Origin of the sequence: Roseomonas genomospecies 6, from assembly GCF_008365375.1 — a bacterium.
GTDB lineage: Bacteria > Pseudomonadota > Alphaproteobacteria > Azospirillales > Azospirillaceae > Azospirillum.
Map to the genome: position 1 here is coordinate 83,011 of NZ_QOKW01000001.1, position 24,591 is coordinate 107,601.

The 24,591-nt window shown below is 69.1% G+C and carries 19 protein-coding genes; 9 read left to right on the forward strand and 10 right to left on the reverse strand.

What is annotated here, in order from left to right; all coding sequences use genetic code 11:
* Positions 1-25 precede the first annotated feature (25 nt).
* A complete protein-coding gene (locus tag DS843_RS00360) occupies positions 26-3,367 on the reverse strand; it encodes a transglutaminase family protein (RefSeq protein WP_149466917.1) in 3,342 nt (1,113 codons plus the stop codon).
* A gap of 246 nt (positions 3,368-3,613) precedes the next feature.
* Between DS843_RS00360 and DS843_RS00365 the strand changes: the two genes are divergently transcribed.
* Together DS843_RS00365 and DS843_RS00370 are read left to right on the forward strand one after the other, a co-directional pair.
* On the forward strand, positions 3,614-4,540 hold the full coding sequence (locus tag DS843_RS00365) for a hypothetical protein (RefSeq protein WP_149466918.1): 927 nt from the start codon (positions 3,614-3,616) through the stop codon (positions 4,538-4,540).
* A 13-nt stretch (positions 4,541-4,553) separates the two neighbouring features.
* Positions 4,554-5,351, forward strand: coding sequence for a lysozyme inhibitor LprI family protein (locus DS843_RS00370; protein ID WP_149466919.1), 798 nt, complete (start codon positions 4,554-4,556; stop codon positions 5,349-5,351).
* An 8-nt stretch (positions 5,352-5,359) separates the two neighbouring features.
* Here the strand turns inward: DS843_RS00370 and DS843_RS00375 are convergent, their stop codons facing one another.
* Positions 5,360-6,298, reverse strand: a complete 939-nt coding sequence (locus tag DS843_RS00375; protein ID WP_149466920.1) for an aldose 1-epimerase — start codon at positions 6,296-6,298, stop codon at positions 5,360-5,362.
* A 282-nt stretch (positions 6,299-6,580) separates the two neighbouring features.
* Between DS843_RS00375 and DS843_RS00380 the strand changes: the two genes are divergently transcribed.
* Positions 6,581-9,238, forward strand: coding sequence for a serine/threonine-protein kinase (locus DS843_RS00380; RefSeq protein ID WP_149466921.1), 2,658 nt, complete (start codon positions 6,581-6,583; stop codon positions 9,236-9,238).
* An 87-nt stretch (positions 9,239-9,325) separates the two neighbouring features.
* On the opposite strand, the gene DS843_RS00385 is transcribed toward DS843_RS00380, so the two are convergent.
* Positions 9,326-9,853, reverse strand: a complete 528-nt coding sequence (locus DS843_RS00385; protein WP_167525163.1) for a peptidylprolyl isomerase — start codon at positions 9,851-9,853, stop codon at positions 9,326-9,328.
* A 241-nt stretch (positions 9,854-10,094) separates the two neighbouring features.
* Here DS843_RS00385 and DS843_RS00390 point away from each other — a divergent pair, with 241 nt between their 5' ends.
* The 4 genes from DS843_RS00390 to DS843_RS00405 are packed head-to-tail and all read left to right on the forward strand — an operon-like array spanning position 10,095 to position 14,171.
* Entirely contained in the window at positions 10,095-11,522 is a 1,428-nt protein-coding gene (locus DS843_RS00390; RefSeq protein ID WP_286191852.1) for an intermembrane phospholipid transport YdbH family protein, read from the forward strand.
* A complete protein-coding gene (locus tag DS843_RS00395; protein ID WP_149466924.1) occupies positions 11,519-11,785 on the forward strand; it encodes a YnbE family lipoprotein in 267 nt (88 codons plus the stop codon). The genes DS843_RS00390 and DS843_RS00395 overlap by 4 nt, the downstream gene beginning before the upstream one ends.
* The gene (locus tag DS843_RS00400) at positions 11,782-12,117 is read left to right on the forward strand and encodes a YdbL family probable chaperone protein (protein ID WP_149466925.1); all 336 of its coding nucleotides are present in this window, start codon (positions 11,782-11,784) and stop codon (positions 12,115-12,117) included. Before DS843_RS00395 ends, DS843_RS00400 begins: the two co-directional genes overlap by 4 nt.
* A 14-nt stretch (positions 12,118-12,131) precedes the next feature.
* Positions 12,132-14,171, forward strand: coding sequence for an O-linked N-acetylglucosamine transferase, SPINDLY family protein (locus DS843_RS00405; RefSeq protein ID WP_149466926.1), 2,040 nt, complete (start codon positions 12,132-12,134; stop codon positions 14,169-14,171).
* Between the two features lie 6 nt (positions 14,172-14,177).
* On the opposite strand, the gene DS843_RS00410 is transcribed toward DS843_RS00405, so the two are convergent.
* The 4 genes from DS843_RS00410 to DS843_RS00425 all read right to left on the reverse strand — a co-directional run bounded on the left by DS843_RS00410 (position 14,178) and on the right by DS843_RS00425 (position 19,254).
* Entirely contained in the window at positions 14,178-14,903 is a 726-nt protein-coding gene (locus DS843_RS00410; RefSeq protein ID WP_149466927.1) for a hypothetical protein, read from the reverse strand.
* Positions 14,904-14,999: 96 nt separating this feature from the next.
* Positions 15,000-17,396, reverse strand: coding sequence for an LPS-assembly protein LptD (locus tag DS843_RS00415; RefSeq protein ID WP_149466928.1), 2,397 nt, complete (start codon positions 17,394-17,396; stop codon positions 15,000-15,002).
* A gap of 173 nt (positions 17,397-17,569) precedes the next feature.
* On the reverse strand, positions 17,570-17,812 hold the full coding sequence (locus tag DS843_RS00420; protein ID WP_149466929.1) for an Lrp/AsnC ligand binding domain-containing protein: 243 nt from the start codon (positions 17,810-17,812) through the stop codon (positions 17,570-17,572).
* Positions 17,813-17,817: 5 nt separating this feature from the next.
* The gene (locus DS843_RS00425) at positions 17,818-19,254 is read right to left on the reverse strand and encodes a DEAD/DEAH box helicase (RefSeq protein WP_475848921.1); all 1,437 of its coding nucleotides are present in this window, start codon (positions 19,252-19,254) and stop codon (positions 17,818-17,820) included.
* A gap of 400 nt (positions 19,255-19,654) precedes the next feature.
* Between DS843_RS00425 and DS843_RS00430 the strand changes: the two genes are divergently transcribed.
* Positions 19,655-20,197: a hydrolase gene (locus DS843_RS00430; RefSeq protein WP_149466931.1), complete on the forward strand. Its 543-nt coding sequence runs from the start codon at positions 19,655-19,657 to the stop codon at positions 20,195-20,197.
* 22 nt (positions 20,198-20,219) lie between these two features.
* Positions 20,220-20,924, forward strand: a complete 705-nt coding sequence (locus DS843_RS00435; RefSeq protein WP_149466932.1) for an alpha/beta fold hydrolase — start codon at positions 20,220-20,222, stop codon at positions 20,922-20,924.
* A 15-nt stretch (positions 20,925-20,939) separates the two neighbouring features.
* On the opposite strand, the gene DS843_RS00440 is transcribed toward DS843_RS00435, so the two are convergent.
* From DS843_RS00440 to parE, 3 genes are all read right to left on the reverse strand, one after another.
* Positions 20,940-21,497 carry a hypothetical protein gene (locus tag DS843_RS00440; RefSeq protein ID WP_149466933.1) on the reverse strand — a complete coding sequence of 186 codons (558 nt, stop codon included), beginning with the start codon at positions 21,495-21,497 and terminating at the stop codon, positions 20,940-20,942.
* A gap of 121 nt (positions 21,498-21,618) precedes the next feature.
* Positions 21,619-22,383: a hypothetical protein gene (locus DS843_RS00445; RefSeq protein WP_149466934.1), complete on the reverse strand. Its 765-nt coding sequence runs from the start codon at positions 22,381-22,383 to the stop codon at positions 21,619-21,621.
* 56 nt (positions 22,384-22,439) lie between these two features.
* Positions 22,440-24,428, reverse strand: a complete 1,989-nt coding sequence (gene parE, locus DS843_RS00450; protein WP_149466935.1) for a DNA topoisomerase IV subunit B — start codon at positions 24,426-24,428, stop codon at positions 22,440-22,442.
* Between the last annotated feature and the right edge of the window lie 163 nt (positions 24,429-24,591).

Sequence of the window (24,591 nt, forward strand, 5' to 3'; positions counted from 1 at the left end):
ATCCAAATCGCTTTGGTCCGGCCCGTCATCCCCGCCGCAGGTCCAGCGTCATGGGGAATTGCGGGTTGCGCTCCTCCGCCGGGGCGTCCATCGGGCCGGGGGTGTGGCCGAAGGGGAAGAAGCGCGCCAGACGCCGCCCCTCCGCCTCGTTGGCGTTGACCGGGAAGGTGTCGTAGTTGCGTCCGCCCGGATGCATGACGTGGTAGGTGCAGCCCCCGATGGAGCGGCCCGCCCACAGGTCCAGGATGTCGAAGACCAGCGGGGTGTGCACCGGGATCGTCGGGTGCAGGCAGGACGGCGGTTGCCATGCCCGGTACCGGACGCCGGCCACGAACTCGCCCTCTGTCCCCGTGGGGATCAGCGGAACGCGACGCCCGTTGCAGGTGATGGCGTAGCGCGCGTCGGTCAGGCCGGTGACCCGGACCTGCACCCGCTCGACCGAGCTGTCGACATAGCGCACCGTGCCGCCGCCGCCCGGCTCCTCCCCCAGGACGTGCCAGGGCTCCAGCGCCATGCGCAGCTCCAGCGAGATTCCGCGCTGGTTGACGTGGCCGTAGACCGGGAAGCGGAAGTTCATGTGCGGGTCGAACCAGCGCTCCTCGATGGGATAGCCGTGGTCGCGCAGGTCGGCGATGACGTCGGCCAGATCCTGCTGCACGAAGTAGGGCAGCATGAAGCGGTCGTGAAGCTCCGTCCCCCAGCGCACCAGCTTGCCCTTGTAAGGGGCCTTCCAGAAGCGCGCGACCAGGGCGCGCAGCAGAAGCTGCTGGGTCAGGCTCATCTCCGCGTGGGGCGGCATCTCGAAGGCGCGGAACTCGACCAGCCCGAGCCGCCCGGTGGAGCTGTCCGGGGAATAGAGCTTGTCGATGCAGAATTCGGCCCGGTGCGTGTTTCCCTGCACGTCGGTCAGCAGGTTGCGCAGCACGCGGTCCACCATCCAGGGCGGGCAATCGCCCGTGGCGGCGGCCTTGTCGATCTGGTTGAAGGCGATCTCCAGCTCATAGAGCGCGTCGTCGCGCGCCTCGTCGATGCGCGGCGCCTGGCTGGTCGGGCCGATGAACAGGCCGGAGAAGGCGTAGGACAGGGACGGGTGGTTCTGCCAGAAGGTGATCAGGCTGCGCAGCAGGTCGGGCCGCCGCAGGAAGGGGCTGTCCGCCGCCGTGGCGCCGCCCATCACCACATGGTTGCCGCCGCCGGTGCCGCAGTGCCGCCCGTCGATCATGAATTTCTCGGCACCCAGCCGCGACTGGCGGGCGTCCTCGTAAAGCTCCAGCGTGTTGCGGACCAGCTCGTCCCAATTGTGGGAGGGGTGGATGTTCACTTCGATCACGCCGGGGTCGGGGGTGACCGCCAGCGAGTTCAGGCGCGGGTCCTTCGGCGGCTGGTAGCCTTCGATCACCACCGGCATGTCCAATTCGAGCGCCGTCGCCTCGATCTCCGCCAGCATCGCCAGATAGTCTTCCAGCGTGTTCATCGGCGGCATGAAGAGGTGGATTCGCCCGTTGCGCGCCTCGCAGGTCAGGGCGGTGCGGACCACCCACCAGGCGGATTTGCCGTGGTCCGGCATCTCGCTGCGCACTTCGGCCATGGCGCGCTGAACGTGCTCCCTCCGGTCGGCGTCCTGGCGGCCCGCCTCCTCGCGCTGGGCGCGCTGGCGCTGCGGCACCCGGTTGGGCGGCAGCGGGGCGCGTTCCTCGAACGGGTCGGTCTCCCAGGAGTAGGGATAATCCTGCGGGGCCACCCAGGGCAGGGAGCCCAGAGGCAGGCGGTAGCCGACCGGGCTGTCGCCCGGCATCAGCAGAAGCCGTTCCTGGCGCAGCGGCCACGCGCTGGACAGCCACACCGGCCCCTGCTGGGTCATCTTGCGGTTGATCGGCAGGGCGAAGCCGACCGGCTCGTTCAGGCCGCGTGCGAAGACGCGGGCGAGGCGGGCGCGCTCCTCCTTGTCCTCCAGCTTGCTGTCCAGCGGATCGACGTTGACCGGCAGAAGCGATTCGCGGCGCAGATAGTGCCACGGGTCCTCGTAGGCGGCGAGAACCAGCGCCGGGTCCAGCCCCAGCTTCTTCGCCAGCGTGACCAGGAAGGCCCCGGCGTCCTCCGCCGTGTGGCCGTAGTCGGTGTCCTCGCGCGCCAGCAGGTCGCCGTTGGCCCACAGCGCCTCGCCGTCGCGGCGCCAGTAGACGGTCATGGCCCAGCGCGGCAGCGATTCGCCCGGATACCACTTGCCCTGGCCGAAATGCAGCAGCCCGCCCGGCGCGAAGCGGTTGGCCAGCCGGTGCACGAGGTCGGCGGCCAGCTTGCGCTTGTTGGGTCCGAGCGCCGTGGTGTTCCACTCCGCCCCGTCCATGTCGTCGATGGACACGAAGGTCGGCTCGCCGCCCATGGTCAGGCGCACGTCGCCGGAGATCAGTTCCTCGTCGACGCGGTGGCCCAGCGCCTCGATGTTGGCCCATTGGTGCGGGGTGTAGGGCTTGGTGACGCGCGGCGCCTCATAGATGCGGGTGACCGACATCTCGTGCCCGAACTCCACCTCGCACTCGTCCACGAGGCCCGAGATGGGGGCGGCGGAGGAGGCGTCGGGCGTGCAGGCCAGCGGAATGTGCCCCTCGCCCGCCAGCAGGCCGGAGGTGGGGTCCAGCCCGACCCAGCCGGCGCCGGGCAGGAACACCTCGGTCCAGGCGTGCAGGTCGGTGAAGTCGGCCTCCGGCCCCGACGGGCCGTCCAGCGCCTTCTGGTCGGCGGTCAACTGGATCAGATAGCCGGAGACGAAGCGCGCGGCCAGACCCAGGTTGCGCAGGATCTGCACCAGAAGCCACGCCGAATCGCGGCAGGAGCCGGTGCGCTTGCCAAGCGTTTCCTCGCAGGTCTGGATGCCCGGTTCCAGGCGGATGACGTAGCCGATGTCCTTCTGCAGACGCTGGTTGATGTCCACCAGGAAATTGATGGAGGCCATCGGCTCCCGCGGGATGCCGGTCATGTAGTCGGCCAGCAGCGGTCCCGGCGCCTCCACCTCCAGATAGGGGCGCAGTTCGCGCTCCAGCCAGGGTTCGTAGGTGAAGGGGATGGTCTGGGCCTTCTCCTCCAGGAAGAAGTCGAAGGGGTTGATCGCCGCGATCTCCGCGACGAGATCGACCTCCACCACGAACTCGCGGGTCTTCTCGGGAAAGACGAAGCGGGCCTGATAGTTGGACTGCGGGTCCTGCTGCCAGTTCAGGAAATGATGCTTCGGGGTGACGCGCAGCGAATAGCTGAGGATCGGCGTGCGACAGTGGGGGGCCGGGCGAAGCCGGACGATCTGTGGCCCCAGATTGACCAGACGGTCGTAACGGTAGACGGTCTTATGGTTGAGAGCGACGTGGATCGCCATGAAGTTCCACCCGTTTGCTGCGCTGGCCGGTCCGCCGCGGCGCTGCGCCGCACGGAAGGGCATAGTACCATCGAAGAGTTCGCGCGGACCAGAGCGCCTTCGCGGGCGCGGCACGATAAGGTTGCACAAAAAACATGCAAGTGCATATTGGACCGGTTGCTTCTTTCATCGGCGCCCCGTCCGCCCTATAAAGACATATCCCTGTCCACCGGATGGGAATCGCGTGGGCGGAGTGTGTAACCGGAGATGACGATGCTGGCGGGCCTGTCCTTGAGTGGCGGTTCCCCGGCGGGCGATGGCGCGCCCGGCGGCGCCACGCGCGGCGTCGTCACCGGAAAGTATTTCAACTTCAATCCCTTGCCGCCGCCGTCGGACGTGCTCGGCAACCCGTTGGTCATCGGCAACCTGCCGACCCACAAGGCGCCGAAGGAAACATGGCGCAGCCGTCTGCAACGCCGTCTGGCGCGGTTCAACCTCGGTAAGCAGTCCGCGCAGGTGAAGCTGCGCTGGAAACTCCAGGACACCATATCCTCCGTCGTCGCCTCGGTATCGCCGTCGGCGACCCTTCTGGGCGAGCGGCGGGGAGCGGAGCAGCGGCGGACGTCCGGCGTCCCGGTCATCGTGGTCCGGCACCCCTATCATCTCCGCCATGTGTTCGAACTGATTCTCCAGACCCCGGACAACCTCGCGGCGGAGCGGCGTTTCCTCGAGCTGCTGATGGGCCGCGTCCTGCGCAAATACGGGGAGCAGATGGCGCAGGTGCGCGGCTCCGCCTTCTCCTTCGAGAACGAGGCGCGGGAGTATTTCTACGCCGGATTCAAGCTCGAACGGCAAATCAAGAAGTTCACCAGCCCCGACGAGCGTTTCGCCGCCCTGCAGGCGATCTACACCAATTATTTCCATGGGCGGAATTACTATTTCTACGCCCTGCTACGCCGGGAGAAGCTGGCTCCGGACAACAAGCTGTTCATGCTGAATTCCCGCGCCGCCTATTTCATGGCGCGCATGGGCTGGAACGGCGAGTTGATGGACAAGCCCAACCCGCGCTCCCTGCCCAGCCGGGAGGACATCTTTTTCCTCGTTCAGCGTGACAAGACGGTCCTGACGCGCTATCGCAGCGACCAGGATTTCCAGCGGCAGGTGAAGGCCGTTCTGGAAGCGTTTCCGGCGTAAGGGATTTTGTGCGATGCGGGCAACGATTCTTCTGGCGGGGATGCTGATGGCCGGCACGGCCATGGCGGCGGACACCAGCGGGGAGACCGCCAAGCCTGCGGACTGCGCCGGGGAGGCGCCGGTCGCCCAACTGCTCTGCCGGGACGCATCGCTCGCCGCCGCCTCCACGCAACTCGACTCGGCGCTTCAGGCTTTGACCGAAGAGGCCGGGAAGGCCGGGTCCGAGGCCGTGGCCGCCGGCCAGCGCGCGTGGGTTCAGCGGCGGGATGCCGCCTGCCCCGTCGCGGAGGCCGATCTGGCCGATCCGAAGAAGAGCAAGGACCGCGCCGCCTGTCTGGCGCGCCAGATGGCGGAGCGCAGGACGACGCTGGATGCCGAACTGGCCGCCCGCCGCGCCCCGGTGGCCGACGAGCCGCTGACGGTTACGGCCTCCGCCCCGCCGCGCCCGGCCGCCGTCCAAGCGAAGCCGTCCCCGGCGAAGCGGGCAGCGGGGTTGCCGGACCTGACCGGGCGCTGGGCCAAGGCCGACCCGGCCACCCGCACGCCCATCGACGATTGCCGCAGTTCCTATCTGGAGATCACCGGCGACGGCGCCTTCGGTCTGCACGACCCGCGCATTCCCGGTCTGCCGCTGGAAGGCCCCCTGGCTCCCGGCGAGGGCGATCTGGCGGAGGGGCTGTCCTTCGGCGGGGAGGAAGGTCTTTCGGCGGGAACGCTCCGCCTCGACGCCGCCGAGGCGCCGCGGCTGGACCGCCTGTTCCTGACGCTGGAGCAGCCGGCCTTCGGCGCCGCCTTCGTGCGCTGCCGGTAACCGGCGCCCTACCGGGGGAGCGGCTCCGGCCGCAGCCGCAGGGTACCGCTCAACGCCTCCCCCGGTTCGAGGCGGCGCAGGCCGGCGTCCGGCTCCTCCGGGCGGTTGATCGCGTCGGTCATGTGGGACGCCGGCTCGACGCACAGATAATCCTCGTCGGGCGGGGCGTAGACGATGAGATGGCCGAACGGCCCCTCCGCCTCGATCGACAGCCGCAGGCCGAGCGTCGGCCAGTCCAGCGCCGCCTGCCCATCCCAACCGGTGAAGCCGTTGTCCAGCACCGTCCGGTCCATGACGATTCCGTCCGCGAAGGCCCAGCGGGGCGGCACCGCGGCGCGCTCCGCCGGAAGGATGGTCGGGCCGTTCAGCCAGACGCTGGCAACCCGGGCGGTCAGGCGTGTGCCCGGCGGCTTCGGAAAGTAGGGGTGAAGCCCGATCCCGGCGGGCATGGGCCGGTCGTCCTCGTTGACGAGGGAAAGGGTCAGGCTGAATCCGTCCTCCTCCAGCACCACGGTCTGCGTCGCGCGGTAGCGCCAGGGCCAACCGCCGGGGGTGTGCCGGTAGACCATGCGCAGAGCCGCTTCGCTCGCGTCCTCCACCGTCCAGGCGGAGCGCCAGCCATGGCCGTGGATGGCGTGCGGGTTGCCGTCCCCGTCCAGGGGAAGCTGCGTCCGCCGCCCGTCGAAGGTGAATTGCCCCCCGGCGATGCGGTTGGAGAAGGGCACCAGCGGAAAGCAGCCCATGTCGATGGCCGACCCATGATGCAGCGCCCAATCGGAAGCCGGACGCAGCAGGTCGACCGCGCCGTTCGGGCCGTGCCAGGCGAGCCGGGCCACACCGCCGCCGCGCTGTGGGCACAGGGTGCATTCAAGGGAACCGGTCCCGGCGTCGCGGTGCAATACGAAGGGCTCGGCGCCGATTCCCCGTTCCAACTCGACCTGCTCCATCCACGCCTCCTGCCGGCGGTGGTTGGGCGCCGGTGTCGGTTCGGGTATCGCACAGCCGGCAGGGGAAGGGAAGGGCGGCGCCACGCGCAAAAGTGGGCCGAAGAGTACGCCGCAAGGCCCCTTGCTCCACCTTTGCGCAAACAGCCCCGGTGGGCTGCGCAACCGAAGCGTTCAGCCGTTCCGGCCCGCGTATACCGGCTGTTTACCGGAAGGCATGGATAATGACAGACCGTCCCTGTCGTCAGCCGCCGCGCCGATCCCGACCATAGGCCGCCCGTGTCAATGCCCGCTTCCAGGACGCCCGCCACCGCAGGATCATCCGGTTCAACCGGCACACTCGACGAGGCGGTGCTTTGCCAGACGCTTGCCGATCATCACGGCGGTCCGGCCCGGATGGTCGTCGGCATCGCCCTGCGCCAGCATCTCGACGGCCTCGTGCTGACCCCGACGGAACTGATCCACAACAACCGGCACCTGAAGGCGCTTCTGGCGAAGACCACGTTGGTGGAGTCCGCCCTGGGCAAGGTCGCGACGGTGCAGGCCCGCCTTCCGGGGCAGGAGGCGAAGGCCCGCCGCCGCGCGCTGGACAACGCCGTGGCCGAAACCTCCGCGAAGGCCCGCGCGGTCCAACTCGCCTTCACCGGGCTGCCGCGCGGGCGTGCCCTGATCGACTCCATCCTGCGCGCCCCGCCGGGCCGGTCGCCGACCGGGGACGCCGCGTTCGACCTGCGCGCGGCGGTCTGCCTGGAGTTGGAGGAATGCCGGACCTGGACGTCCAAGCTCGACGCGCTGATCCAGCTTTTCCCGGCGGAGCGGGAGGACGCGCTGTCCGCCGCGCTGGACGAGGTGATCGGCGATCTGCTGGCCTCGCCCGCTGCGACCCAGGAGCTTCTTGGAAGCACGCCGGCCGGCGGATCGCCTCTGGTGGCGCTGTGCGACCTGCTGTTCGGGCGGGTGCCGATGGAGGCCTTCGGGCCGAACCGGCTGGGCGTTCTGAACGGCCTGTTCCGGCAGGGCCGCCTGCCCGCCGCCCGCGATCTGGTGCTGGAACGCATCCGGCGCCAGCTCCGCGCACCGCAGCCGCTCGGGCGCGGCACGGCGGAGCAGGAAGCCGACCTGCTGCGGATGCTGATCGGCCATCTGCTAACCCCGGCGGGGCTGACCGGCGGGGCCGCCATGGCCGACGCGCTGACCGTCCGTTACTCCCGCCGCCTGGAGCAGGGCGGGGCGACCGCCTACCGCCGTTCCATCGTGGGGCTCAGTGAGACCCAGCCGGATCTGATCTGCCGTATCCACTATCTGGCGGCCGTCTCCGCCGTACCCGCTGCCGAGCGGCACATCGGCGAGATCGTGGACGCACTGGACGCCGCGCTGAAGAACGAGCTGCTGGTTGAGAATATGGTTCTCCAAACGCCGGACACGGCGCTGCTGCGGCGATCCCTGACCGGGGCGGTGGAGGCCATCCGCCTTTCGGGCCTGCGGGAGGACGAGCGGGAGCGGATCGCGGCCCGCGCGGCCTCCGTGGTTGACGAGTTCGCCCGGCGGGGCCGCCTCATCCAGCGGCTGCGCCAGATCGAGCCCCTGCCGCGCCGCCGCACCATCCGTCTGGCGGAACTGGCCTGCTCCGGTCTGGTGAGCGACGACGGCGCGCTGTCGATCCTGCGCCAGCACATTCTCGACACCGCGCGCCAGCCGCAGTTCCAGGCCGAGCTGGCCGCCGCCCAGGGCGACGACATCGCCCAGGCGGAGGTCCGGCGCCTCTACGAGCTTCTGGATCGGCTCCGCCAGATGCCACTGACGTCGGCGAAGACGCTGCCACAGGACGTGCAGCCGGGGCCGGCATCCACCCCGGCATTCACCTATGAGCCTTGCGGGGCGACGGCGCTGCCCACCGTCCCGGCTCCCGCCGTTCGAAAACCGGCCCTTCCGGTGAGCACGGCCGCGGTGACGGTGACGGTGCCAAGGCCATCCCCCTCCGCCCTGTGCCCCGGCTGTTTCGTTCCGAAGGCGCCGCGCGAGGTCTGCCGGGAGTGCGGCTATCCGGTCCGCGTCCAGAACCGCAGCGGCGTCCATTTGCTGCCGGGAACGCGGCTGCTCAGCCGCTATCTCGTGGGGCGCGTCCTGGGGCAGGGAGGCTTCGGGGCCACCTATCTCGGTTGGGACGAGCGGCTTCAGGTCAAGGTCGCGGTGAAGGAGTTCTATCCGGCCAATCTGGTGTCCCGCGCCACCGGATCGCCCGGCGTCGTCCCTTTCTCCGACGAGCATGCGCTCAGCTTCTCCACCGGGCTGGCGAAGTTCCTGGAGGAGGCGCGGATGCTCGCCCGCCTGCGGGAAGTGAAGGAGGTCGTCAGCGTCCAGGACTTCTTCGGGGAGAACGGGACCGCCTACATCGTCATGGAGCTTCTGGACGGACGAACCCTGAAGCGGCATGTGGTCGAAAGCGGCGGGAGGATCGATGCGCGCAAGACGCTGTCCCTGCTGTCGCCGATCATGAAGGCGCTGCACGCCGTGCATGAACAGGGACTGGTCCATCGCGACATCAGCCCGGACAACATCTTCCTGACCAGCGGCGGCGACCGGAAGCTGCTGGATTTCGGCGCCGCCCGCCACGCGGCCGGCATGGGCGCCGACCTCACGGTGATCCTGAAGCCGGGTTACGCGCCGCCCGAACAATACGCGCCGGACGGAAAGCAGGGGCCCTGGACCGACGTCTACGCGCTGTGCGCCACGGCCTATTACGCCCTGACCGGCAAGACGCCGCCCGACGCCACCAGCCGTTTCATGAGCGACCGGGTGCCGCGTCTGGCCGAAAGCGGCGCCACGGTGGCACCGGGATTCGAGAAGGTGCTGTTGAGCGGCCTGTCCATGCGCTGGCAGGAGCGGCCACGCAGCATGCGTGATCTCCTGGTGGCGCTGACCGGGACGCTGAACGGGCCGTGACGGCCCGGATGGCTGAACAGAGACGCTGAAACAGAAAAGGGGCGGCGCGCGGTTCGCCGCCCCCGATCGCCGAAGCGGCGCCGCCTCTTACTTGGCGTCCGCGGCGACCTGCATCTTGACGATCTTGTCCGGATCGCTGACCTGGCCGTTGCGGGACTGGCTGCCCTTCTTGATCTTGTCGACGAATTCCATGCCTTCGACGACCTTGCCCCAGACGGTGTACTGCTTGTCCAGGAACGGGGCCGGGGCGAAGCAGATGAAGAACTGGCTGTCGGCGCTGTCCGGGTCCGGCGTGCGGGCCATCGACAGCGTGCCGCGGACGTGCGGCTCGCTGCTGAACTCCGCCTTCAGCTTCTTGCCGGAACCGCCGGTGCCGGTGCCGGTCGGGTCGCCGGTCTGGGCCATGAAGCCGTCGATCACGCGGTGGAACACCACGCCGTTGTAGAAGCCCTGACGGGTCAGCTCCTTGATGCGGGCGACGTGGTTCGGTGCCAGGTCGGGGCGCAGTTCGATGACCACGCGGCCGTCCTTGAGGTCGAGATAGAGGGTGTTTTCCAGATCCAAGGCCTTGGCCTCCCCCTGTGCGAAAAAGAAAGTGGCGAACAGTGCCGCCATGAGAATGCGCGTCCACCGCAACATGCGAAACTCTCCGATGTGCCGATTCCGCGGAGGCGACCATAGGGGAAACCGGCGCGGATGCAAAGACGCGCTGCGGGGGTGCCGTCTTCGGCGGCCGTCCGATCATTGTCGCAGGTCTGAACGGTCGCGCCCGGCCCGCCGTGGACGATACAGTGCCCTGCGGGTGTTCATGCCCGAAGGGAACCGACGAGGGGGACGAGGCGTGCGGCGGCAAAGCATGCGGCGGCTGAGACGATGGCTGGTGCTGGTGCAGATGATGCTGCTGGGCGGCGCGCTCGCCCTGCTGTTCCTGCACCGGACCGATCTGGCCGGGGCCGCCGCCACCCAGGCGCTGCGCCGCGCCGGGTTCCCGGACGCCGCCGTCGCCGTGACGGAACTGTCCGCGGAGCGGACCCGCGCCACGCTGCGGCTGGACCGGGGCGGGGCGGTCGGCGGAACCCTGACCGTCCTTCACCCGCTGGAGACCTTGCTGGAGGGGCGAATCGCCCGGCTGGACATCGCGGACGCCCGCCTCCGGCTGGACGTGGCCAAGGACGGCGGCCTGCGCCTCGCCGGCTATCCCTTGACCGGCTCCACCACCGCGGGCGGCAAGCGTGAAACGCAGGGGGAAGGAGCCGTCCCCATTCCCATCGACACCATCCAGTTCGGACAAACCGCCGTGGCCCTGGCGACTCCGCGGGGAACGGCGGAGGGGACGCTGCGCCTGACCATGACCCGCGACGGGGCGCTCCACCGCGGGCAGGCGACGCTGACCGCGCCGGCCAAGGGATTGCCGGTTCTGACCCACTGGACCGGCGCCGGCACCATCGCGGAGACGGTTGGGACCCTGACAGTCAAGGCCCGCCTGACCTGGGACGGGGCGGCGCTGTCGGCGCAGGGCGATCTGCTTCTGGCCGATGTGGCCGGGCAATTCGGGCCGGTGTCGGCCAGCGGGATCAACGGCGTGCTCTCGCTTCCCAACCTCTTCCCGCCGGTGGTCGCGCCCGGCCAGACGCTGGCGGTGAAGCTGCTGGACGTCGGGCTGCCGCTGACCGACGGCACGCTGCGCTTCGGCTATGGGGCGAAGGGCCGGTTGAGCGTGGAGCGCGCCGAATGGCGCTGGGCCGGTGGGGTGCTGCGGGCGGAGCCATTCACCATCGATCCGGCGGCGCCGCGCGGGACGGTGACGCTTCGGGCGGAGGGCGTTCATCTCGGCCCCATGCTGGCGATGGTCGCGGTGGACGGGCTGGAGGCCAGCGGAACGGTCAGCGGCAGCCTGCCCGTGCGCATCGGCGCCGACTCCGTTCACCTGGACGGCGGGCTGCTGGAGGCCGACGGTCCCGGCAGTCTGCGCTACGACCCCGAGAATCCTCCGGGCTTCCTGGCGGGGGAGGCGGGCAGCCCGACCGCCCTTCTGATGGGCGCGCTGACCGACTTCCGCTACGACACGCTGAGCGCCACCGTGGAAGGGGAGGCCGGCGGAGAACTGGCGGTCGGCATCGCCATACGCGGGTCCAACCCGTCATTCTACGATGGCTATCCGGTCGCGCTTAATCTTAAGGTGAGCGGCGCGCTCGACCGGATTCTGCGGCAGAGCCTGGAAACCTACCGCATTCCCGAGACGGTGCGCGACCGCATGACGGAGTTCCAACGAAAGAATCCATGAGACACACGGTTCAAAGCCGGCGCGTTCTGACCGCCGCCCTGACCACTGCGATGATCGCCGGATTGGGGGCCTGCACGCCGACCGTCAAGGTCGAGGCGCCCGACAAGCCCATCGAGATCAACCTGAACATCCGGATCGAGCAGGAGGTCCGGGTGAAGGTCGAACGCGACCTGGAAAAGGCCATCGCGGACGACCCGGCCCTGTTCGGTCTGCCGCCGGCCCGGGACGCCTCGGGCGCCGCGAAGGGAGGGAAGAAGCCATGAAGCGCATGTTCGCCGCCGCCGGGCTGGTCCTGGCGCTCGCCCTGTCGTCTCCCGCTCCGGCGCCGGCCCAGGATGCTCTGGGGGCCGCCAAGGCCGCCGGGCAGATCGGCGAGCGGCCGGACGGGCTGGTCGGAGCGGTCCCCGGCGCGCCGGCCTCCGCGGCCCAACTGGCCGAGCAGGTCAACGCCCAGCGCCTCGCCCGCTACCGAGAGATCGCGGGGAGCAACGGCACCTCGGTGGATCAAGTCCAGGCCCTTGCCGGGAAGCAACTGATCGAGCGGACTCCCGCCGGCCAGTATGTGCTTTCCGGCGGGCGCTGGGTCCGCAAGTAGCCCCGTAGGCGGGCATGACCGCCGACCTCCGCGCCCGGCTCCGGGAGTGCCGTGCGGCCCGCGCCGCCGCGCCGGGCGATTCCGCGGCCCTGGCCGGGCTGTTCGGCGCGCTCGACGCGCTGGGCGAGCCCGGCACGCCGGAGGAGGCGGTGGTCCGGTCCGCCTTCGGCGAGGCGTTGCGACGGCAGGGGCGGGCGGCGGAGGCCGAGGCGCATCACCGCGCCGCCCTGTCCTGGCTGCCGGATTTCGGCGGCAACCATTTCAATCTTGGACTGACGCTCCAGGCTCTGGGCCGCCACGCGGAGGCGGCGGACGCCTATGGCGAGGCCGCAAGGCTGATGCCGCGCTTCGCTCCGGCACCCTGCAACCAGGGCGTCCTGCTCCGCGCGCTGGGGCGGCTGGAGGCGGCGGAGGCGGTGCTGCGCCGGGCCGTTTCGCTCGACCCCACGCTGGTGCCCGGCTGGCTCAACCTCGGCGCGGTGGTCCAGGGGCCAGGGCAGGGGCCAGGGCAGGGACAGGAGCGGGGGGGGATGGCCGCGGCCTGCTACCGCAACGCCCTGGCCCTGCGCCCCGATCTGGCGGAGGCCCACGCGAACCTGGGACTGGCGTTGAAAGAGGCGGGGCGCGTCGCGGACAGCCTGCCGTCATTCGAGCGCGCCCTGGCGCTCGGCCTATCCGATGCCGGCGGGATTCTCGCGCAACTCGTTCAGCAAATGCGCCATCTCTGCCGCTGGGACGGGCTGGCGGAGCGCTCGGCGGAGCTGACCGCCCTGGTGCGCAATGGAGCCACCCGGCAGGTCCACCCCTGGATCTTCCTCGGCGAGGGCGCCGGCCCGGCGGCGGAGTTGGCCTGTGCCCGCCGCTATTCGGACTGGCGGACCCAGGGCGTCGCTCCCCTGCCGATCCGTCGCGACAGTGGGCCGCGCGACCGCCTGCGCATCGGCTATCTGTCCGCCGACTATCACGAGCACGCCACCGCCGCCCTGATCGCGGAACTGATCGAGCGCCACGACCGGGGCCGGGTGGAGGTCATCGGCTACAGCTATGGTCCCGACGACGGAGGACCGATGCGGCACCGTCTGCGCGCCGCCTTCGACCGGTTCGTGGACCTGTCCGCGCAGTCCCACCCCGCTGCCGCCGCGCGCATTCGGGAGGACGCGGTGGATATTCTGGTGGACCTGAAGGGATACACCCAGCACGCCCGCCCGGAGATCGCCGCCCACCGGCCGGCCCCCGTGCAGGCGCAATGGCTGGGCTATCCGGGGACGATGGGGGCCGGCTTCATCGACTACGTGATCGGTGACCCGCTGGTCACGCCGCTCGACCGGCAGCCCTTCTATGCGGAGCGGATCGCGCAGCTTCCGCTGTGCTACCAGCCCAACGACCGCCGTCGCCCCATCGGCCCCGCCCCCACCCGCGCGGCCTGCGGCCTGCCGGAGGGTGGTGTGGTCTTCTGCTGCTTCAACGCCGCCTACAAGATCACGCCGGCCCTGTTCGACCTGTGGTGCCGCCTGCTGAGCGCCGAGCCGGACAGCGTGCTCTGGCTGCTGGACAGCCATCCGGAGGCCGGTGCCAACCTGCGGCGGGAAGCCGCCCATCGCGGCGTGGCGCCAGACCGGCTGGTCTTCGCTCCCCAGCTTCCCCCGGCGGAGCATCTGGCGCGTTACCGTCTGGCCGACCTGTTCCTGGACACCACGCCGGTCGGCGCCCACACCACGGCCAGCGACGCGCTGTGGGCGGGTCTGCCGGTGCTGACCGTGCCGGCGGAGGGCTTCGCGTCCCGCGTGGGGGCGAGCCTGCTGCGCGCCGCCGGCCTGCCTGAACTGGCGGTCCGCTCGCTCGCCGATTATGAGGCCGCGGCCCTGCGGCTGGCCCGCGATCCGGGCGGGCGTGCCCGTCTGAAGGCGCGCCTCGCGGCGGAGCGGGACCACGCGCCGCTATTCGACACCGACCGCTTCGCCCGCGCCCTGGAACGCGCCTACGCGACGATGTGGGGCATCCATGCGGCGGGGCAGCCGCCGCATGCCTTCACCGTTCCGGACGAGGATCGGTAAGGGCGATCAGGGGAAGGGGCAGCGGTCGGCGGTCACGTCCACGAAGGACCGGGCGCCGGGCGCGAAGGTGAAGCGGTACTCGGTGTTGTCCAGCACCATCGTGTGGTGAAGCGGCAGCACGCCCTTGGCGACCGACTCCTTGCCGCCCATGCCGATGACTTTGATGGTCACCGGCTGCGCCGGGTCGAACCAGCTCTCGGCGTTTCCCTGGGCGTTGCGCGACGATTGCCCCTCGCCGCTGACCGTCACCGCTCCGTTGTTGAAGCTGACGGTGCGGTTGCCCGACTTCAGGAGCGGGGTCGCCAGGGCGAATCGCTTGCTTTCCGCCGGCTGGCATGTGCGCACGGCCTGCACTTGGGAGATCACGAAGGCGAGGCGGTTGGGGTCCATTCCCCCCTTCAGCCGCTCCGCCACCAGACCGTTCAGGCGCGCCAGATCGCCGGAGGGAACCTCGCGCTGGAGCCTGCCCTCCAACTCCGCCGCGCGGGCCTCCGCCGTGCGGGCGGCGTGCTGCATCTGGCTGGCGAGCAACTCCAACTCCGCCTTCTGGCGCGACAGGGTGGAAATCTCCTCCCGCAACGTCACGTCGCGGCCCTTCAACTGCTCGATGCCCATCTGGTAGGCGAACAGACCGACACCGAGGAGAACGGCGGCGAACAGACCGAACTTCGCGAACCCCGCCCAGAAGCGGCGGCGATAGCGGCGTTCGTAGTCGTAGCGTCCCAAGGCCATGTGCAGAAAATCCGAACGGAAGAAGAGGGTGCTATGGCTACCCAGATCGGCCGTCCGATGCAACCCCTTGACCTTGGCAGAAAAAGCCGCCCCAGATCAGTTGCTGGCTCCCGACGGGCCGAGGAAACCGGCGCTGATGCCCGGTGTGCGGAACTCGCCGACGTTCTTGAACACGAAGCGGAAGAAGATCGTGTTCCCTTCCTCCTCGCCGTTCTGGATTGTCGTGTAGTCGCGTTGGGCAATGGCTTCGAAGATCAGGCATTCGTCCTGATAGCGCAGCACGCCCGCGCTGGAGCGCGGTCCGGCGTCGGGGCGGAAGGCCTGGGAATGGGAGATGCTGGCCGACCAGTGCGTCGAAAACTGCGACGCAAGGGTCAGGCTCGCCTGCTCCACCTCGTTCCGCTCCACGACATAGGGATTCTCGGTCTGGTCCACATAGGTGTAGGTGCTGAACAGGCGCAGCAACGGCACACCGGCTGAGGCGTTGACCGAATGCCGGCGCGGCTTCAGCGTGTCGTGATCGATGCGGAAGCCGTAGTTCACGTCCAGCCAGTCCGCCGGGCGCAGATCCAGGCGGCCCACATAGTCCGAAGTCTTCTTGTCGAGGCCCGACCCACCGCGGAAATTCTGCGTGTCGGCGGCGCGGAAGCTCTGGCCGAGGAACAGGCTCGCCGAACCGGTCTTGTAGCCCTGATAGGTGGAGCGCAGGCCATAGGTGGCGCGCGCACCGCCGTCCAACCGGTCGATTCCGGTGAAGCGGTTGGGCATCAGCAGATTGACCTCGTCGAATTCGACGTCGAGGCTGTCCTCGTTCGGAAAGGCCGGATCGTTGTCCACCCGCGGCGACAGGCTGAGCTGCCCGATCGGCTCGATGGTCTGGAAGCTGCTCTCACCATAGCGCACGAAGGGGTAGCGGACGGTGGCCGTGGCCTGCGGGAAGAAGCGCAGGCGTTGGACGCTGTCGTCGCCGGTGCCGGCGGGGTCGATGGGGTCGAACCGCTGGGCCGTGTAGCCGGCCAGCAGGACGCTGGCGTCGAGCGTCGTCACGAAACCCATGTTGGAATAGATGTCGCGCTGCCAGCCGGGCTCCACGGCCAGCCGCTGCGTGTCGGGGCCGCCGCTGCCCGGGCGTGCGATGGCCAGCAGGCTGCTGTCCAGCGACCAGCGCCCGCCCATCAGGCTGCCCGGTTCGCCCAGCGCGTTGTAGCGCGCTTCCGGCAGCACGTAGGGCTCCTGCACCGGGTTGCCCCAGCGCAGATCCTGGAAGCTGTAGGCGGTGACTGACGCGTAATTGCGTCCGTTGAACCCTTCGACGAAGGCGCGGCTGGTCAGCACCTCATCGCGGATGTTGAAGTAGCGGCGCAGATACAGTTCGTCGCTGGCCCGCTTCAGGTTGAAACCCCAGCGCCACGTCTCGTCGATGTCGAACAGGCCGCTGGCGAAGGCGTGGCCGCGCCAGCGTTTGTCGTCAGCGCCCTTCAGCGTGCCGTTGGGAATCTCACCTTGCGCCACGGAGCCGTCGAGCTGGAGGCGACCCTTCTCGAATCGCTTGCGGTATTGGCCGCCCAGGAACAGGCCCTGATTCGTATAGCCGCCGACGTCGATGGTGGCATCCTGGTCCGGGGCGATGTCCCAGTAGTAGTGGGAGATGACACCGAAACCGAGCTCGGAGTTGTTCCGGAAGCTGGGCGTCAGGAAGCCCGAGCGCCGGTCCACCGTGGGATCGGGATGAGAGAGGTAGGGCGTGTAGAAGAACGGGACGCCGAACATCTCCATGACGGCATCGCGGTAGCGGACCTCGTGATCCTCGTTGTCCTGCACCACACGGGCGGCGCGGATCTGCCATACGGGCGCGCGGGTCGGGTCGGTCTGGCAGAGTTCGCAAGGGCTGTAGACGGCGCGGTTCAGGCGGATCAGCCGCCCGCCGCGCCTTTCGCCCTCGGTGCCGGCCATGCGGCTGTTGTCGGTCATCAGCATGCGGACGTTCTCGACGAACGCGTCGCGCATGTCGTCCGTCAGTTCCGCGTAGTTGGAGAACAGAATGTCGCCCGACGGCTCGACCAGACGGACGTTGCCGGAGGCGATGACCACCTTGGTCTTCTGGTTGTAGGTGATGGTGTCGGCATGGACGGTCCGCGCGCCCTGCGACAGCTCCACGTTGCCCGATGCTGTGACGAGGCTGTTCGCCTCGTCGAAGGTGACCGCATCGGCTCCCAGAAGGACCGGGGGCTCCTGAGGCTTCCCGTCGGCGGGCCTTCCATCGGGCTGTGCCGGCGTCGGAACGACGACTTCGAGCCGTCCGCCCTGGTCCGGCCCGGTGGCCGGCGGTTGGGGCTGCTGCGCGCCTGCCAGATCGGCCAGGACGACGCCGCAGGCGGCCATCAGGGCGACGATGCCGGACCGCAGGACAAGCGACCGGCGGTCCTGCGGGCGGTGCGTCTTCGGGCTGGAGGCGCGGGCGCGCCGGGCATGTCGGGACGGGAGCTGGGACATGCCGAACGTTTGAGGTAACCAACCGGCCAAGTCAACGGTTTCGCGGCGATTCTCGCGAAATGTCCGATGTCTGTTGCCGGCGATGGGAGACATGGAAAAGGGGACCGTCCGCGCCGGGCGGAGGTCCCCTTTTCCGAAGCCTTCGAAGGCCTTTTCCTGTGCCCGTCCGGCCCCTAGGCGAAGGCCTTGTAGGCGATCAGGGTGAAGGTGTCGCGCACCCCGGCCAGGGTCTGGATGTTCTCGGTCACGAATCGGCCGATGTCCAGATCCTGGGGCAGATAGCACTTCATCAGCAGGTCGTACTGGCCGGAGATGGAGTGCACCTCCGACACCTGCTCGATGTCTTGAACGGCCTGATCGGCCACCTGATAGGCTTTGCCCAGCTCGCACTTGACCATGACGAAGATGGTCTGCATGGCGGTCAACCTTCCTGGTGGGATTGCTCGGCGGGCTCCACGGGGGCCGGGCGCCGCGCGGACCGCAGCATGAAGGCCGGCATATGGTCGCCGAAGCCGATCACGGGTGTGTCGTCCTCGTCCTCGTCGCGGCGACGACGGCGGTCGCGATCCCGATCCCGATCCCGGCGGGGTTCCTGCCGGCGGCTCTCGGCGGCGGCCAGCGATTCGCGCGGCTGGCGCTCCTCACGGGGCTGCCGGTCCTCGCGAACCGGACGCTCCTCGCGCGGCTGGCGCTCCTCACGCGGTTGGCGTTCCTCGCGAGCCTGACGCTCTTCACGCGGTTGACGCTCCTCGCGTTCGGCGCGCTCCCGCGGCGACCGGTCGCCGCGCTCCTTGTCCTTGCCCCGGCCACGGCTGCGGCCACGGCGCGCCTCGTCCTCGCTGAGGAACTCGGCCGACTCGAGGCCATCGATGGCGATCAACGGAATCTCCCGCTTGATGAGACGGCCGATCGCGGCGACCTGCTTGCCGTCCAGCGGGCTGGCGATCGTAAAGGCGCGGCCCATGCGGCCCGCCCGGCCCGTGCGTCCGATGCGGTGCACATAGTCTTCCGCGCTGATCGGAACGTCGAAGTTGAAGACATGGCTGAGACCCTGCACGTCCAGGCCGCGCGCCGCCACGTCGGAGCAGACGAGCAGCGTGATCTCGCCCTTCTTGAAGGCCTCCAGCGTCTCCGTCCGCTTCGACTGCACCATGTCGCCATGCAGGGCGCCGGCGTTGAAGCCGTGGCTCTCCAGCGACTTCTGCAGGATGGCGACGTCGCGCTTCCGGTTGCAGAAGATGAAGGCGTTCTTCACGTCCTCGGTGCGCAGCAGGTGGCGCAGCGCCTTGCGCTTGTCCTCCTCCTGCACCAGGACCATGGCCTGGGTCACCGTCTCCGACGGGGAGGCGGGCGGGGCGACGGTCACCTCCTTCGGGTTCGACAGGAAGGCGTCGGCCAGACGTCGGATTTCCGGCGGCATGGTGGCGGAGAAGAACAGCGTCTGGCGCAGCTTCGGCAGCTTGCTGACGATCCGTTCGATGTCCGGGATGAAGCCCATGTCGAGCATCCGGTCCGCCTCGTCGATGACGAAGACCTTGATGTCGTTGAGCATGATGTTGCCGCGCTCGAACAGGTCGATCAGGCGGCCCGGCGTCGCGATCAGCACGTCCACCCCACGGTCCAGCCGCTTCACCTGCTCGGTGAAGGTCTCGCCGCCGATCAGGAGCGCCATGCTGAGCTTGTGGTGCTTGCCGTAGGTCTCGAAGCTTTCGGCGACCTGCGCCGCCAGCTCGCGCGTCGGTTCCAGGATGAGCGACCGGGGCATGCGCGCCCGAGCCCGGCCCGAAGCCAGGATGTCGATCATCGGCAGGGTGAAGCTGGCCGTCTTCCCGGTGCCGGTTTGCGCGCAGCCGAGCACGTCGCGGCCTTGCAGGACCCAGGGAATTGCCTGTTCCTGAATTGGCGTCGGCTGGGTGTAACCTTTGTCCTCGATTGCCCGCAGGACGTCAGGTCCAAGCCCAATTTCCGAAAAGAGCATCCAACCTGTTTCTGTCTGGAGTGCGAAAATCGTGCCGCCGATGCGGCCCGACGATTAGATGGTGCGGCAGAATATGAAGTCAAAGGGCGCTGTCAATAGACCTTGTGATGGAATCGTGCATCGCGTCGGTCCGGAAGGGCCGCTTGGCGGACCGCCCCCGCTCGGCTAGGCTGTGAAAAGACCGCGCAAACCGCGGGAAATCCGGCATTGCCGGCGGGTAATCGGCATCCGACGGCTCTCATACCGGCAAGCACCGCACAAAGAAAAAAGGCAACCCCCGATGCTTCTTTCCTCCGAACGCTCCGTCCTGGTGGTGGTCGATATCCAGGAAAAACTGATGCCGGCCATCGCCGAGTCCGCGCGGGTGGAGCGCAACGCCGCCACGCTGCTGAAGGCCGCCGCCCTGCTCGGCGTGCCGGCCTTCGCCACGGAACAGTATCCCAAGGGCCTCGGTCCGACCGCCGCGTCCCTGCGCGCCCTGCTGCCGCCGGACGGTGTTGTGGAGAAGATCACCTTCTCCGCCGCGCGGGAGCCGGCCTTCCTGGAACGGCTTGAGCGGCTGGGCCGGCGGCAGATCGTGCTGTGCGGGTCGGAGGCCCATGTCTGCGTGATGCAGACGGCGCTGTCTCTGGTCGGGCTGGGCTTCGACGTTGTGCTGGTGGCCGACGCCGTGTCGTCGCGCGTTCCCGCCAACGCGGAACTCGGCATCGCCCGCATGCGCGCCGCCGGGGCGACCATCGTCAGCACGGAGATGGTTCTGTTCGAATGGATGGAACGGTCCGACATCCCGCCCTTCAAGGCGGTGCTGGACCTGATCCGCTGACCGGAAAGCGAAAGGAATTGGGATGAGCGACCGGATTCCCCTGATCCTGCTGCCCGGCATGCCGCTGGACGGCGCGCTGTGGGAGCATCAGACCCGCCATCTGGCCGATGTGGCGGAACCGAGCGTCGGCGACCTGACCGGCCAGGACTCCATGGCCGCCCTGGCCGCCGCGGTCCTGGCGCAGGCGCCGCCGCGTTTCGCGCTCACCGGTCTGTCGATGGGCGGTTACGTCGCCTTCGAGATCCTGCGGCAGGCGCCGGAGCGCGTGGCGAAACTGGCCCTGCTGGACACCAGCGCCCGCCCCGACACGCCGGAGCAGACGGCCACCCGCCAGGACGCCGTGCGTCTGGTGGGGCAGGGGCGGTTGCGGCAGGTGGTGGCCGCCGGCCTGCCGCGCCTCGTCCATCCCGACCGCACCGGCGACGCCGCTCTGGTCGAATCGGTGCAGGCGCAGGCGCAACGTGTCGGGCCGGACGGCTATGCCCGCCAGCAGACGGCCATCATGAACCGCCCGGACAGCCGCCCCGGGCTGGGGGCCATCGCCTGCCCGACCCTGGTGCTGTGCGGGCGGCAGGACGCCATCACACCCCCGGAGGTGCATGAGGAGATCGCCGGAGGGATTCCCGGCGCCCGCCTCGTTCTCGTCGAGGATTGCGGCCACCTGTCAGCCATGGAACGGCCGCAGGCGGTCACCGCCTTGCTGCGGGAGTGGCTCCTCTACGCCTGAGCCTTCTCGCCCGCCTCAGCAGTCAGGACCCCCGCCGCAGCCGTCCAGATCGGCGCGGCGGGCCGGAAAAAGGGCGAAGGTCATGTCGCTGATGAGCGACCGAAAGTCCGGGTCGTTCGGCCCCTGCGGGCGGTCGAGCCAGCCGGTGGCGGACGACAGCGGGCCGCCGCCGCGGCAGAAGGCGCCCTGGACGACGATGGGGCCGCCGGGCGGGCTGGTGCGCAGCGGCTGGCCGCTGCACAGGTAGGAGTTCAGGGTCGTCTCGGCGGGGTTGAAGGCCAGGACCACGCGGTAATCGGGCCGCGCCGTCGCGTTCGGCGTCGTGGTGAAGTTGGTGCGCACGCCGGAAATGCGGTTCTGCATGTTGGCGGTCACCAGCGGCCCGAACGCCTGCGGGTCCATCCCGAACGGGTTGCCGTGGATCACCACGCGCAGATCGCGGTTCGAAGCGGCGTAGGAGACCTCGCTCAAGCTGTAGGCGGGGACGGGCAGGTCGGCCACCACACGTTCGTTGGTGCAGGCCGCCGCCGCGACGCAGAGGGCAAGGGCGGCGGCGCGGGTCGGAAGGGTCATGGCTCGCCTGGGCTGAGTGATCGTCGGGAAAACGATCATGGGGAGCCCGCGCGCCACCGGCAAGCCCATGCCCCGGAAGAGCCGGTTCTCACGGACGGCCCGCCCCTGGACGACCCAGCGGTCAGTCCGCCGCGTATCCCGGCGGAGTCCAGTCGGTGCGCAGCCAGTTCCGGGCGGCGCGCTCGATCAGTTCCGGATAGTTGGGGACCTCGGCGGGGCCGACCAGTGGCAGGCCCATCTCCTCCACGATGCGGGCGACGGTCGGACCGTCCAGAGCCAGGCCCAACTCACGGGCGCGGTGGGCGATGTCCATCTCCTGGCCCCAGTAATAGACGCGGGTGGCGCGCGTGTTCGCCCACATGCGGCGAACCTGCTCCAGCCGCCCGTCACCGTACAACGGCTGCCAGATGTCGGGCATCAGCAGGTCCACCGGCTCGCCGGGGACATAGCTCAAGGCGTCGCCCTGGATGACCGTCACCTTGGCGGCAACCTCGGGGGGAAGCTGCCCCAGAACGTCCATGGCGGCGTTCACGGCGATCACCTCGGGGTCGAACTCCACGACGGTGACGCGGGTCACCTCGGGCCGCAGGGCGGTGTTGGCGACCGCCCAGCCCATGCCCAACCCCATCACGAGCGTATGGCCGGTGGCGAAGCGGCAACCGATCTCCTGGCTTTCGACCTCCATGGGCGTGACGGACATCCAGGTCCGCGGCTTGTCCTCGTCATGACGGATGAGCCCGGCCATGTCGGTGACCAGCGTCGCGCCGCTCCAGTACCCCTTGCAGAGCACCATTGGCGCCAGCAGAAGCTCCCAACGGTCGCCCCGCCACGGGCGATAGGCGGGGCGGAAGAGATCCGTCTGGAACAGGGTCGGCGTCGCGGTCATCCTTCGGTGGCTCCCAGGCGATTGTTTGCACGCCGGAGACCCTACACCGGCGCGGGCTACACGTCGATGTCGTCGACCCGGACGAACTTCGCGTTCTCCTGGATGAACTGGAACCGCAGCTCCGGACGGCGGCCCATCAGCTCCTCCACGCGGGACTTGGTGGCCTTCACGTCCTCCGCCTGTTCCGGATCGGCGGCGTTCGGCACGACGACGCGCAGCAGCGTGCGCTTGGCCGGGTCCATGGTGGTGTCGCGGAGCTGGGCCGGCATCATCTCGCCCAAGCCCTTGAAGCGGCTGATCTCCACCTTCTTGCCCTTGAACATCTTGTTCATGAGCTGGTCCTTGTGCGCGTCGTCGCGGGCGTAGACGGACTTGGCGCCGTGGCTGATGCGGTAGAGCGGCGGCAGGGCCAGATACAGATGCCCATTCTGGATCAGCCCGCCCATCTCCCGGTAGAAGAAGGTCATCAGCAGCGAGGCGATGTGCGCGCCGTCCACGTCGGCGTCGGTCATGATGATGACCCGCTCGTAGCGCAGCTTGTCGCTGGAGAAGTCCTTGCCCACCCCGCAGCCCAGCGCCTGGGTGAGGTCGTTCAGCTCCTGGTTCGCCTTCATCTTGTCGGCGGAAGCGGAGGCGACGTTCAGGATCTTGCCGCGCAGCGGCAGGATGGCCTGGGTCTCGCGGTTGCGCGCCTGCTTGGCGGAGCCGCCCGCCGAATCGCCCTCGACCAGGAAGATCTCGGTCCCTTCCGGCGAATTGCGGGAGCAGTCGGCCAGCTTGCCGGGCAGGCGCAGGCGGCGGGTCGCGGACTTGCGCCCCAGTTCCTTGGACTGCTTGCGCTTGGCACGCTCCTCCGCCTTCTCGATCAGGCGCTCCAGAAGGGCCTTGGAGGAGGACGGGTCGCCGGACAGCCAGTGGTCGAAGTGATCCTTGATCGCGGCCTCGACCAGCCGGTGGGCTTCCGCCGTCACCAGCTTCTCCTTGGTCTGGCCCTGGAAGTGCGGTTCGCGGATGAAGACCGACAGCAGGATGCAGGCGTCGCCCACCACGTCGTCCGCGGTGACCTGGGCGGCGCGCTTGTTGCTGGTCAGCTCGCCATAGCCCTTCAGGCCGCGGATCAGGGCGGCGCGCAGGCCCGCCTCGTGCGTGCCGCCCTGCGGGGTGGGCACGGTGTTGCAATAGGTGTGCGAGAAGCCCTCGTCATCCTCCGGCCAGGCGATGGCCCATTCCACCCGGCCCTGCTGGTTCGGGAAGTCCAATGCGCCGGAGAAGGGCAGCCGGGTCAGCGTCCGGCGCTCCTTCAGGGCGGCGTTCAGGTAATCGAGCAGGCCGCCGGGGAAATGCAGCGTCTCCTGCGCCGGGGTGGTGGACTCCGGCGACAGCAGCGCCGGGTCGCAGCTCCAGCGGATCTCCACGCCCCGGTAGAGATACGCCTTGGAACGGGCCAGTCGGTACAGCCGGTGCGGTTCGAAATGAGCGGCCTCTCCGAAGATCTCGGGGTCGGCGTGGAAACGGATGGTCGTCCCGCGGCGATTGGCCGCGCCCTGGCGGGTGAGCGGTCCCTGGGGCAGGCCGCGGCTGTAATGCTGCACGTAGAGCTGGCGTTCGCGCGCCACCTCCACCGTCAGCCGGTCCGACAGGGCGTTCACCACCGACAGGCCCACGCCGTGCAGGCCGCCCGAGGTCTGGTAGACCTTGTTGGAGAACTTGCCGCCCGAATGCAGGGTGGTGAGGATGACCTCCAGCGCGGACTTGCCGGGGTATTTTGGGTGGTCGTCGATCGGGATGCCACGCCCGTTGTCGCGCACCACCACCGTGCCGTCGGCGGTCAGTTCCAGGTCGATGCGGCTGGCGTGGCCGGCCACCGCCTCATCCATGGCGTTGTCCAGAACCTCGGCCACCAGATGGTGCAGCGCCCGGTCGTCGGTGCCGCCGATGTACATGCCGGGGCGCCGGCGGACGGGCTCAAGCCCTTCCAGAACCTCGATATCCTGGGCGGAATAGGTCTCGGCCTTGCGCGCCGTGTTCTCGAAAAGATCGCTCATGGCCCCAGTTATAGGAATTTCGTCAGGGCTGCGCAAGCGCATGCGGTGGCCTCTATATACCCTCCGCACCATATTTTGTGATGCGGTTTTTCGACCCCGGAAAGAACGAGGGAGGGAGGAAGCATGAGCGACGCCACGCCCGCGCAGGAGCGGACGGCTCAAC

Coding starts and splice junctions, on each gene's coding strand:
- DS843_RS00360 (WP_149466917.1), bottom strand. CDS start 3,367: ATGGCGATCCACGTCGCTCTCAACCATAAGACCGTCTACCGTTACGAC.
- DS843_RS00365 (WP_149466918.1), top strand. CDS start 3,614: ATGACGATGCTGGCGGGCCTGTCCTTGAGTGGCGGTTCCCCGGCGGGC.
- DS843_RS00370 (WP_149466919.1), top strand. CDS start 4,554: ATGCGGGCAACGATTCTTCTGGCGGGGATGCTGATGGCCGGCACGGCC.
- DS843_RS00375 (WP_149466920.1), bottom strand. CDS start 6,298: ATGGAGCAGGTCGAGTTGGAACGGGGAATCGGCGCCGAGCCCTTCGTA.
- DS843_RS00380 (WP_149466921.1), top strand. CDS start 6,581: ATGCCCGCTTCCAGGACGCCCGCCACCGCAGGATCATCCGGTTCAACC.
- DS843_RS00385 (WP_167525163.1), bottom strand. CDS start 9,853: ATGGCGGCACTGTTCGCCACTTTCTTTTTCGCACAGGGGGAGGCCAAG.
- DS843_RS00390 (WP_286191852.1), top strand. CDS start 10,095: ATGCGGCGGCTGAGACGATGGCTGGTGCTGGTGCAGATGATGCTGCTG.
- DS843_RS00395 (WP_149466924.1), top strand. CDS start 11,519: ATGAGACACACGGTTCAAAGCCGGCGCGTTCTGACCGCCGCCCTGACC.
- DS843_RS00400 (WP_149466925.1), top strand. CDS start 11,782: ATGAAGCGCATGTTCGCCGCCGCCGGGCTGGTCCTGGCGCTCGCCCTG.
- DS843_RS00405 (WP_149466926.1), top strand. CDS start 12,132: ATGACCGCCGACCTCCGCGCCCGGCTCCGGGAGTGCCGTGCGGCCCGC.
- DS843_RS00410 (WP_149466927.1), bottom strand. CDS start 14,903: ATGGCCTTGGGACGCTACGACTACGAACGCCGCTATCGCCGCCGCTTC.
- DS843_RS00415 (WP_149466928.1), bottom strand. CDS start 17,396: ATGTCCCAGCTCCCGTCCCGACATGCCCGGCGCGCCCGCGCCTCCAGC.
- DS843_RS00420 (WP_149466929.1), bottom strand. CDS start 17,812: ATGCAGACCATCTTCGTCATGGTCAAGTGCGAGCTGGGCAAAGCCTAT.
- DS843_RS00430 (WP_149466931.1), top strand. CDS start 19,655: ATGCTTCTTTCCTCCGAACGCTCCGTCCTGGTGGTGGTCGATATCCAG.
- DS843_RS00435 (WP_149466932.1), top strand. CDS start 20,220: ATGAGCGACCGGATTCCCCTGATCCTGCTGCCCGGCATGCCGCTGGAC.
- DS843_RS00440 (WP_149466933.1), bottom strand. CDS start 21,497: ATGACCCTTCCGACCCGCGCCGCCGCCCTTGCCCTCTGCGTCGCGGCG.
- DS843_RS00445 (WP_149466934.1), bottom strand. CDS start 22,383: ATGACCGCGACGCCGACCCTGTTCCAGACGGATCTCTTCCGCCCCGCC.
- parE (WP_149466935.1), bottom strand. CDS start 24,428: ATGAGCGATCTTTTCGAGAACACGGCGCGCAAGGCCGAGACCTATTCC.